At 36.5% G+C, this 8,712-nt stretch carries 7 protein-coding genes; all 7 read left to right on the top strand.

What is annotated here, in order from left to right:
• The first annotated feature begins 47 nt into the window (after window positions 1–47).
• The 7 genes from hrcA to mtaB all read left to right on the top strand — a co-directional run bounded on the left by hrcA (window position 48) and on the right by mtaB (window position 8,543).
• Entirely contained in the window at window positions 48–1,079 is a 1,032-nt protein-coding gene (gene hrcA / locus ACSVDA_RS13165) for a heat-inducible transcriptional repressor HrcA (RefSeq protein WP_485883816.1), read from the top strand.
• A gap of 173 nt (window positions 1,080–1,252) precedes the next feature.
• Window positions 1,253–1,813: a nucleotide exchange factor GrpE gene (gene grpE, locus ACSVDA_RS13170; RefSeq protein WP_485883830.1), complete on the top strand. Its 561-nt coding sequence runs from the start codon at window positions 1,253–1,255 to the stop codon at window positions 1,811–1,813.
• Between the two features lie 50 nt (window positions 1,814–1,863).
• Window positions 1,864–3,699, top strand: coding sequence for a molecular chaperone DnaK (dnaK, locus tag ACSVDA_RS13175; protein ID WP_485883817.1), 1,836 nt, complete (start codon window positions 1,864–1,866; stop codon window positions 3,697–3,699).
• Between the two features lie 299 nt (window positions 3,700–3,998).
• The gene (gene dnaJ, locus ACSVDA_RS13180) at window positions 3,999–5,120 is read left to right on the top strand and encodes a molecular chaperone DnaJ (protein ID WP_320207862.1); all 1,122 of its coding nucleotides are present in this window, start codon (window positions 3,999–4,001) and stop codon (window positions 5,118–5,120) included.
• A gap of 323 nt (window positions 5,121–5,443) precedes the next feature.
• Window positions 5,444–6,385 carry a 50S ribosomal protein L11 methyltransferase gene (prmA, locus tag ACSVDA_RS13185; protein ID WP_485883819.1) on the top strand — a complete coding sequence of 314 codons (942 nt, stop codon included), beginning with the start codon at window positions 5,444–5,446 and terminating at the stop codon, window positions 6,383–6,385.
• Between the two features lie 41 nt (window positions 6,386–6,426).
• Window positions 6,427–7,179, top strand: coding sequence for a 16S rRNA (uracil(1498)-N(3))-methyltransferase (locus tag ACSVDA_RS13190; RefSeq protein ID WP_485883821.1), 753 nt, complete (start codon window positions 6,427–6,429; stop codon window positions 7,177–7,179).
• A gap of 5 nt (window positions 7,180–7,184) precedes the next feature.
• The gene (mtaB, locus tag ACSVDA_RS13195) at window positions 7,185–8,543 is read left to right on the top strand and encodes a tRNA (N(6)-L-threonylcarbamoyladenosine(37)-C(2))-methylthiotransferase MtaB (RefSeq protein WP_485883823.1); all 1,359 of its coding nucleotides are present in this window, start codon (window positions 7,185–7,187) and stop codon (window positions 8,541–8,543) included.
• The last annotated feature ends 169 nt before the right edge of the window (window positions 8,544–8,712 follow it).

Raw genomic sequence — 8,712 nt, forward strand, 5'->3', positions numbered from 1 at the left:
AGAGTGCTAACAGAGGTGATGACAGTTGCTAACAGAGGTGAGTACAGATGCTAACAGACCGTCAGTTATTAATTTTGCAAGTTATCGTTGATGATTTTATTCAATCTGCCCAACCAGTTGGCTCCAGAACATTATCGAAAAAAGACGAAATCATGTATAGTTCAGCGACAATTAGAAATGAAATGGCTGATCTTGAAGAGTTAGGTTTTATTGAAAAAACACACAGTTCATCAGGACGAGTTCCATCTGAAAAGGGCTACCGTTATTATGTAGACAATTTACTGTCACCTCAATTGTTAACAAAGGAAGACGTAGGGAATGTGAAATCGATTTTTACAGACCATATTTATGAATTGGAAAAAATCGTTAAAAAATCATCTCAAATTTTGTCAGAAATGACAAATTATACAGCGATTGCTTTAGGGCCAAAGGTCTTTGAACATAAATTAAAACGTATTCAAATAGTTCCGATTAATAGTGAGACTGCTGTCGCTATTATCATTACAGACACAGGTCATGTAGAAAATCGCACGATATCATTTACAAGTTCTATCGACCCTAGTGATATTGAAAAAATGGTTAATTTGTTAAACGAGAGATTAGTTGGTGTACCATTAATTGAGTTACATGATAGAATCGTCATGGAAGTATCGAACTTATTACGTACTGAAGTGGATAGCTATGACAGATTATTAAATGAAATCTTGAATTCACTATCTTTAAAGAAAGAAAATGAGGTTTACTTTAGCGGTAAGACAAATATGCTAAGTCAACCAGAGTTTCACGATATTCATAAAGTTCGTACGCTACTTACGATGATTGATAAAGAAAAAGAATTTTATGACTTGATTAGGCCTAACAATGTTGGATTAAGCATAAAAATTGGCAAAGAGAATAAGCTGTCAGCGATGGAAAATTGTAGCTTGATAACAGCAACGTATTCCATTGGTAGCGAACAGCTTGGATCTATAGCTATTTTAGGCCCAACAAGGATGGAATATTCACGTGTGATTAGCTTGTTATCATTACTTTCTAACGACTTATCAAAGGTATTGACTAAGCTGTATCAAAATAATTAACAGTGGAAATATTGAATAAGGATGGGAGGATGATCCCATCCATTTCGTATGACCACTTCATAGAAAATAAAGACCTGTATTCCAACTTTTAATTAGTTTTAGGTGAGGTTTGTTTTATTTTAAGGGAGGTGAAATCATTGGTTAATGATAGTAATGTAACTGAAGATAAAGGAATAAATGAAAGTGAAAATGTTGACCAAGTTGAAGAAAGTAAAGTTGATCTTCAAAATAATGACAATCAATCAGATGTAAATCCTGAAGAAACGAGCGAGGAATCAAGTGTAAACGCAAGAATTAATGATTTAGAGAAAAAGCTTGATGAAGCAGAAAATCGCACGTTTAGGATACAAGCTGATTTTGATAATTTCCGTCGCCGCACACGTATTGATCGTGAAGCAGCTGAAAAACATAGAGCCTTTAATTTAGTGTCTGATATTTTACCAGTATTAGATAATTTTGAAAGAGCCCTTCAAGTAGAAGCAGATGATGATAAAACTAAGTCTATACTACAAGGGGTGGAAATGGTTTACCGTCAACTATTCGATGCACTACAAAAAGAAGGTGTAGAAGTAATTGAAGCTGCTGGAAAGGCATTTGATCCGCATCTACATCAAGCTGTCATGCAAGTAGAAGATGCTGAGTATGACTCAAATACTGTTGTGGAAGAGTTGCAAAAGGGTTATAAACTTAAAGACCGAGTTGTTCGACCATCGATGGTAAAAGTTAATGGGTAGCAAATGAAGATTTATTACATATTTATAATTTTTAGGAGGTAACGAAGAAAATGAGTAAAATTATTGGAATTGATTTAGGGACGACTAACTCATGTGTTGCTGTGATGGAAGGTGGAGAAGCAAAGGTAATTCCTAATCCAGAGGGTAATCGCACGACTCCGTCAGTTGTTTCATTCAAAAATGGTGAAAGACAAGTTGGTGAAGTTGCTAAGCGTCAAGCTATTACAAACCCAAATACAATCATCTCGATTAAACGCCATATGGGAACAGATTACACGGTAGAAGTAGAGGGTAAAAAGTATACACCACAAGAAGTATCGTCTATAATTTTACAGCATTTAAAATCATATGCAGAAGAATATTTAGGAGAGCCTGTTACTAAGGCTGTTATTACTGTTCCCGCATATTTCAACGATGCCGAACGTCAGGCAACAAAAGATGCAGGTAAAATTGCTGGTTTAGAAGTAGAACGTATTATTAACGAGCCTACAGCAGCAGCTCTTGCATACGGATTAGATAAAATGGAGGAAGACCAAACTATCCTCGTCTATGACCTTGGTGGGGGTACATTTGACGTATCTATTTTAGAGTTGGGTGATGGTGTATTTGAAGTTAGATCTACAGCAGGTGATAATCGTCTAGGTGGAGATGACTTTGACCAAGTAGTTATTGACCATTTAGTTGCTGAATTTAAAAAAGAAAATGGTATTGACCTTTCAAAAGATAACATGGCTTTACAGCGCTTAAAAGACGCAGCTGAAAAAGCTAAGAAAGATTTATCAGGTGTTACACAAACTCAAATTTCATTACCGTTTATTACTGCTGGTGAAGCAGGGCCGTTACATTTAGAGGTAAGCTTAACTCGTGCGAAATTTGATGAGTTATCCGCAGATCTCGTTGAACGTACAATGGGACCTACTCGTCAAGCGATGTCTGATGCAGGTCTATCTGCTAGTGAAATAGATAAAGTCATCCTAGTTGGGGGATCTACTCGTATTCCTGCTGTTCAAGAAGCACTTAAAAAGGCTGTAGGACAAGAGCCTCATAAAGGTGTTAACCCTGATGAAGTAGTTGCTGCTGGTGCGGCTATTCAAGGCGGTGTTTTAACAGGAGATGTTAAAGACGTAGTTTTATTAGATGTTACACCTTTATCTTTAGGGATTGAAACGATGGGTGGAGTATTTACAAAATTAATCGATCGTAATACTACAATTCCAACTAGTAAGTCACAAGTTTTCTCAACCGCAGCAGATAATCAACCAGCAGTTGATATTCACGTGCTACAAGGAGAAAGGCCTATGGCAGCAGATAACAAAACATTAGGTCGCTTCCAATTAACAGATATTCCACCAGCACCACGTGGTGTACCGCAAATTGAAGTATCATTTGATATCGATAAAAATGGAATCGTTAATGTTCGTGCAAAAGATTTAGGAACTAATAAAGAACAAACGATTACGATTAAATCTTCAACAGGGCTATCTGATGATGAAATTGAACGCATGGTTAAAGAAGCGGAAGACAATGCTGAATCAGATAAACAACGAAAAGAAGAAGTTGAACTTCGTAATGAAGCGGATCAGCTAGTATTTACTGCTGAAAAGACTTTGAAAGACCTAGAAGGAAAAGTTGATGAAGCTGAAGTGAACAATGTAAACGAAGCGAAGGATGCTCTGAAAGCAGCTATAGAAAGTAATGAGCTAGAAGAAATCCGTGCTAAGAAAGATGCTCTTCAAGAAATTGTTCAACAGCTATCAATGAAACTTTACGAGGAAGCAGCTCAACAAGCTCAAGCTCAACAAGGTGCTGAAGCTGGTAACAATGAAGGTCCTAAAGGTGACGATGTAGTAGATGCGGAATTTGAAGAAGTAAAAGATGATAAATAAGCTTCACAAAGTCAAAGTCAGTCATAATATGACTTTGACTTTTTTATAAGGAAGCCGAAACTATATTTAATTCCCATTATTATCAGTTGAATGGAAAATGGCGTTTGTGCTTATCGGGGATGAGTAAGGCGCTTATGCATCCTATCCCCTTGAGGTCACTTCGCCATTTCACTAGAAGGTAAAAAGCGCCTTCAACTGAAATGACATTAGTCTTGTCGGTGATAAACAAGCGCTTGCGCTTTTCTTATGATAGATGATAGAATTATCTTTATGTGAATGAACCGGGAGTGGATTTTTAAATGAGTAAAAGAGATTACTATGAGGTGCTAGGGATTAGTAAAAGTGCTTCACAAGATGAAATTAAGAAAGCCTACCGCAAACTTTCCAAAAAATATCACCCTGACATTAATAAAGAACCAGACGCTGCAGATAAATTTAAAGAAGTAAAAGAAGCTTATGAAACTTTGAGTGATGATCAAAAGCGTGCCCATTATGATCAGTTTGGTCATACAGATCCAAATCAAGGATTTGGTGGTGGTGGCGACTTTGGTGGTTTCGGTGGTTTTGAAGATATTTTTAGTACATTCTTTGGTGGCGGAGGACGCCGTCGTGATCCAAATGCTCCCCAACAAGGGGCAGACCTTCAATATACAATGACATTAAAATTCGAAGAAGCAGTTTTTGGTAAAGAAACTGACATTGAAATTCCAAGAGAAGAAGAATGTAAAACATGCCATGGTTCGGGAGCAAAACCAGGAACGAAACCTGAAACGTGTAAACATTGTAATGGTAGTGGTCAGCTAAGTGTTGAGCAAAATACACCGTTTGGCCGTATAGTTAATAGACGTGTTTGTCATCATTGTGATGGTACAGGCAAAAAAGTAACCCAAAAATGCTCAACTTGTAATGGAGCTGGAAAAGTTAAGAAAAGAAAAAAAATACACGTGAAAATTCCATCTGGTATTGACGATGGTCAGCAACTACGTGTAACAGGTCAAGGTGAAGCCGGTACAAATGGTGGCCCAGCAGGCGATCTCTATATTGTCTTTCATGTGAAACCACATGAATTTTTTGAGCGTGAAGGTGACGATATTTATTGTGAAATGCCGCTTACATTTGCTCAGAGTACTCTGGGTGACGAAATTGAAGTTCCTACTCTTCATGGAAAAGTTAAGCTGAAAATACCAGCAGGTACTCAAACAGGAACCAAGTTCCGCCTTCGTGGTAAAGGTGTACCAAATGTTCGTGGGTACGGTCAAGGTGATCAGCATATTCAAGTAAGAGTTATTACACCAACAAAGCTTACTGAAAAACAAAAGCAATTGTTAAGAGAGTTTAATGAGCTTGGGAATCAGGAAGCTCCTGATGAACATGATGACAGCTTTTTTGCAAAAGTTAAGAGAGCATTTAAGGGGGATTAACCCACCATTCAAATTAAACATATTAATCAGGTGGGTTTTTACCTCACCTGATTAATATGTTTACAAGCTGAAAATTTGACTTAGACTTTAATTATAACTGTTATGTTATCTATTAAGATTAAGATATCAGGGAATTAAATATCATCAAAAGGTATTCAACACTGGAATTATGATTCATTTCATGATTGTAAATGAATCTTTTGTTATGATAATATCACTTACTTAAATAAACTTCCTATTAGGAATAAGTTCTCAACTAAAAAGTAACAAATAGCATCGAAGAATACGAAGAGTCTAAATAATTATTAATGGAGTTGGTAGATATGAAATGGTCTGAAATTTCTATTCATACGACACAGGAAGCTGTCGAACCTATTTCTAACATTTTACATGAAGCAGGTGCAGGTGGTGTAGTTATAGAAGATCTACACGATTTAACAAAGGAAAGAGAAACTGCATACGGTGAAATCTACCAACTCAACCCTAATGATTATCCTGAAGAAGGTGTAGTCATTAAGGCATATTTACCTGTTAACAGCTTTTTAGGGGAAACAGTAGAAGAAATAAAAGAAGCTATTAATACGTTATTAATATATGATATTGATATAGGAAGTAACAGAATTACAATTAGCGAAGTAAATGAAGAAGAGTGGGCAACTGCTTGGAAAAAGTATTATAATCCTGTTAAAATTTCTGAGAAGTTCACGATTGTACCAACTTGGGAAACGTATACGCCAGTGAGCAGTGATGAGCTAATTATTGAGCTTGACCCTGGCATGGCGTTTGGGACTGGGACACATCCTACAACTGTCATGTGTATTCAAGCACTTGAACGAACAGTAAAGCAAGATGACAAAATACTGGATGTTGGTACAGGTTCTGGAGTACTAAGTATAGCAGCAGCTTTACTAGGTGCTGATAAAGTGTTCGCTTATGATTTAGATGAAGTAGCAGTTGCAAGTGCAAGAATCAACACGAAATTGAATAAAGTAAGTGATAATGTCATAGTAGAGCAAAACAACTTATTAGATGGAATTGAAACCAAAGTAGACATCATTGTAGCAAACATATTAGCTGAAATTATACTTAGGTTTGTTGATGATGCTTATCGCCTTTTAAAACCAGGTGGCATGTTTATTACGTCAGGTATTATTAATACAAAAAAAGCTATGGTGAAAGAGACATTGCAAAATACTGGATTTGTTATTGAAGAAACAATAACGATGGAAGACTGGGTTGCTATGATAGTTAAAAAGCCCCTGTAATAGTAAATTAACTACCCTTTTGTAGATAGAAGGTGTTCAATATGCAGCGCTATTTCATAGATGACAATAAGTACGAGCAAAATGACCAAATAATAATAACTAATGATGATCATCATCATATTACCCGTGTGATGAGGATGAATGTAGGAGATAGTATATACGTAATTGTTGGACAAAGGACTGCACGTTGTGAAATAGTGGAAATTACCAATGAAGAAGTATTAACAAATATTGTAGAATGGGTAGAGAGCTCAAATGAACTACCTATTAAAGTGACAATAGCGAGTGGGTTGCCTAAAGGGGATAAGCTTGAATTAGTGATTCAAAAGGGAACTGAATTAGGTGCCGATTCGTTTATCCCTTTTAATGCTGCTCGTTCAATCGTGAAATGGGATGAAAAAAAAAGCTTTAAAAAAATTAAACGCTGGCAGAAAATTGCTAAAGAAGCAGCGGAGCAGTCTCATCGAAATAAAATTCCAGATATATACCATCCAATGACCTTAAAGAAGTTACTTGAAAATAGTGCTAATTTTGATTACAAGCTGATTGCATATGAGGAAGAAGCAAAAATAGGAGAACAATCGGTACTTGCTGCTACCTTGAGTAAAATGGTTGCTAATCAGTCTCTGTTAGTAGTATTGGGTCCAGAAGGTGGGCTTTCAGAAAAAGAAGTAGAAGAATTACGTTCCCATGGTTTTAAATCTTGTGGCCTTGGTCCAAGAATTTTACGTACAGAAACGGCCCCGATATATTTATTATCTGCTGTTTCTTATCATTTTGAACTATCGAGGTGATGAAGATGCCTTCAGTTGCGTTTCACACTCTTGGTTGTAAAGTTAACCATTATGAAACAGAAGCTATTTGGCAATTATTTAAAGAAGCAGGCTATGAGCGTATTGAATACGAACAGACTGCTGATGTTTATGTAATAAATACTTGTACTGTAACAAATACAGGTGATAAAAAAAGCAGACAGGTGATTCGTCGTGCTGTTAGAAGAAATCCAGATGCGGTCATATGTGTAACGGGTTGTTATGCGCAAACCTCTCCAGCAGAAGTTATGGCTATTCCTGGAGTCGATATTGTTGTCGGGACACAGGATCGTATAAAAATGCTGGATTATATTGAACAATATCAGGCTGAACGTCAACCGATTAATGGTGTTGGAAACATTATGAAAGCCCGTACTTACGAAGAGCTAGAAGTTCCAACATTTACAGATCGGACTAGAGCATCTTTAAAAATACAAGAAGGTTGTAATAATTTTTGTACATTTTGTATCATTCCTTGGGCACGTGGACTCATGCGTTCACGAAATCCACAGGAAGTAATTAAACAGGCACAGCAGCTTGTTGATGCTGGATATAAAGAGATTGTATTAACAGGTATTCATACGGGTGGATACGGCGAAGATATGAAAGATTATAATTTAGCAATGCTTTTGCGTGAGCTTGATGAACAAGTAATAGGCTTAAAGCGTATTCGAATCTCCTCGATTGAAGCAAGCCAAATTACGGATGAAGTGATAGATGTTTTAAATAAATCAGATAAAATAGTTCGTCACCTGCACGTTCCATTACAATCAGGTTCTGATACTGTCTTAAAACGTATGCGTAGAAAATATACGATGGAGCATTTTGCGGAAAGGTTAACAAAACTTAAAGAAGCCCTTCCAGGTCTTGCAATTACATCAGATGTGATTGTAGGATTCCCAGGAGAAACATCTGAAGAATTTATGGAGACATATAATTTTGTAAAAGAACATCGTTTCTCAGAACTTCACGTGTTTCCATATTCCAAGCGAACAGGAACACCAGCAGCTCGTATGGATGACCAAGTGAACGAACAAGTAAAAAATGAAAGAGTTCATCAATTAATAGCATTATCAGATCAATTGGCAAAAGAGTATGCTTCTGATTTTGAAGGAGAAGTACTTGAGGTAATTCCTGAAGAGCGGTTAAAGGATGATCCTAGTGGTGAATTATATGTTGGCTATACAGATAATTATCTAAAAGTAATTTTGCCTGCAAATGATGAAATGATTGGCAAAATAGTCAAAGTGAAAATTACTAAAGCGGGTTATCCTTATAATGAAGGTCAATTCGTTAAAGTAATTGAAGACGACAATGTTATTAACAATATCAAGCTTTCTTCTTAAAAGTCCAGGTTATGCTGGACTTTTTTTGTTTAGGCCCATTCTTTTTTTTTGGTTCTATAATAAATGTTGGGGTTTATACACAATTTGAGTGCATAAAAAAGAGCACGATATCACCCATTCTTTTATACTTGAGTTGTCGAGAAACAAGTATGAAATGGGGATACGTGCA

Origin of the sequence: Cytobacillus sp. Hm23 (assembly GCF_051842895.1) — a bacterium.
Lineage (GTDB): Bacteria > Bacillota > Bacilli > Bacillales > SM2101 > Nanhaiella.

Excerpts from the sequence above, each read along its gene's own strand:
- hrcA (WP_485883816.1), top strand. The coding sequence starts at position 48 with ATGCTAACAGACCGTCAGTTATTAATTTTGCAAGTTATCGTTGATGAT.
- dnaK (WP_485883817.1), top strand. The coding sequence starts at position 1,864 with ATGAGTAAAATTATTGGAATTGATTTAGGGACGACTAACTCATGTGTT.
- dnaJ (WP_320207862.1), top strand. The coding sequence starts at position 3,999 with ATGAGTAAAAGAGATTACTATGAGGTGCTAGGGATTAGTAAAAGTGCT.
- prmA (WP_485883819.1), top strand. The coding sequence starts at position 5,444 with ATGAAATGGTCTGAAATTTCTATTCATACGACACAGGAAGCTGTCGAA.
- ACSVDA_RS13190 (WP_485883821.1), top strand. The coding sequence starts at position 6,427 with ATGCAGCGCTATTTCATAGATGACAATAAGTACGAGCAAAATGACCAA.
- mtaB (WP_485883823.1), top strand. The coding sequence starts at position 7,185 with ATGCCTTCAGTTGCGTTTCACACTCTTGGTTGTAAAGTTAACCATTAT.